Genomic DNA, 1,419 nt, shown 5'->3' on the forward strand with positions numbered 1-1,419 from the left:
TCGACCATCTTCGCGATGATGTCGATTCCGACTCCTTCAGAGGCGTACAGGATCGCTTCTGCTTTCATCCGCACCAGCACATGATTGTCGGAACGTTTCTTCCACCTGATCAGGACGGCGGTTTCCTCCCGGGTGACCTCAACCTGCATGTCCCAATCATATCCGAAACCACACAGGAAATCCACGAAAAACACAGTTTTGTTTCATGGTGGCCATAATGTCAGCTGATATAAAACTTTCCTCAACCGGTGTAAAAACTTTCCGGTAGAGTGAATGTTGAATGTGCTATTTTTCCGTTGTTGATGAATAAATCTATCTGATGAGTTTCTTCATTATCGACTGTTGCGTGAAGTAGATTTCCTGATGCTTCTCCGAGTGAAACCCCTTCAAGGGCAAGTCGATGACTTCTCCATCGAACTCCATTTTCGTCCAGGCATAGAATCCTCAACGGAGTGGTAACGACCACGACATTCTCTTCTGGATAAGAGCGAATATCCTGGATTGATCCGCTAGCTGCTATCTGTTCAAAGCTTGCTGGGTCATCCACGTTGCCGAGAAAAAGAACTCCTCGGATCACCGCTGCTAGTCTTCTTGGATTGGGCATGGCGACAAGTCTAGTCAGTGTCTTTCTTCCCATGTCTGGGCATATGAAAGTTGCAACCCAAGTGTTCCCGCGATGGTCGTCGATGAGAACGCTACGTCGAGTGGAGAATGGTGACTCAGTGCCAATAATATATTCGGTTCTACCGTCGGCGAAATCGATAAGTGTAGCGTCGAAATCAGAGTCAAAATTTTTTTCGTTCATCGATTACCTCGTATTGAAAAATCGGTGCATGATAACTTCGGTTCTCTCGCTTACTGATGGCCTTGTTGCAATTTCATATATTCCTGGATGGCCATTAATCTCTCCGCTTAATCGATACATGACATTGTCATTACTTAGGTTGGGTACATCTTTTTCCCAGAAACCTGGGGTTACTTTTCTTTGACCTTGCAAAATGATTTCTTCATCGAAACTCTGAGGGAAATTATGAAATGAATCACCCGCTTCAGCAGAACGATTAAGAACTCGACTCGAGTATATGTAATTCGTCTGACTGGCGTGCTCACCCACGTTTTCGGCGGCGTCTGTGCCGATGGTGGACAGTTCGTGTTCGCCGGTGGAGCGGGCGGCCTGTTCGGCTGCTTCGCGTCCGGTGGTCTCGGCCACTTCGCGTCCGGTGGCCTCGAGGGCTTCGCGGCCGGCCGTTTCGGCTGCTTCGCGTCCGGCCGCGGCTCCTCCGCCGCCGGGGACGGGGATGGCGCCGATGGCGGCCTCGGTGCCGACGCGGGCCCAGTCCACGGACCCGTTGGTGGCTTTCTGCTGCGCGATGCTGATCCCGCCCGAGGTGAGGGCCCCGGACAGGCTCATGAGCGCGA

Annotated in this window: 2 protein-coding genes; both read right to left on the bottom strand. The window is 51.2% G+C overall.

Annotated features, from left to right (window positions below; translation table 11 throughout):
• Nucleotides 1-241: 241 nt before the first annotated feature.
• Nucleotides 242-604, bottom strand: coding sequence for a hypothetical protein (locus K336_RS18850; protein ID WP_123825969.1), 363 nt, complete (start codon nt 602-604; stop codon nt 242-244).
• A 204-nt stretch (nt 605-808) separates the two neighbouring features.
• A partial coding sequence (locus K336_RS19060; RefSeq protein ID WP_211223519.1) for a hypothetical protein occupies nt 809-1,419 on the bottom strand: 611 nt, incomplete at its 5' end.

The organism is Propionibacterium acidifaciens DSM 21887 (assembly GCF_000426605.1).
Taxonomy (GTDB): Bacteria; Actinomycetota; Actinomycetes; order Propionibacteriales; family Propionibacteriaceae; genus Propionibacterium; species Propionibacterium acidifaciens.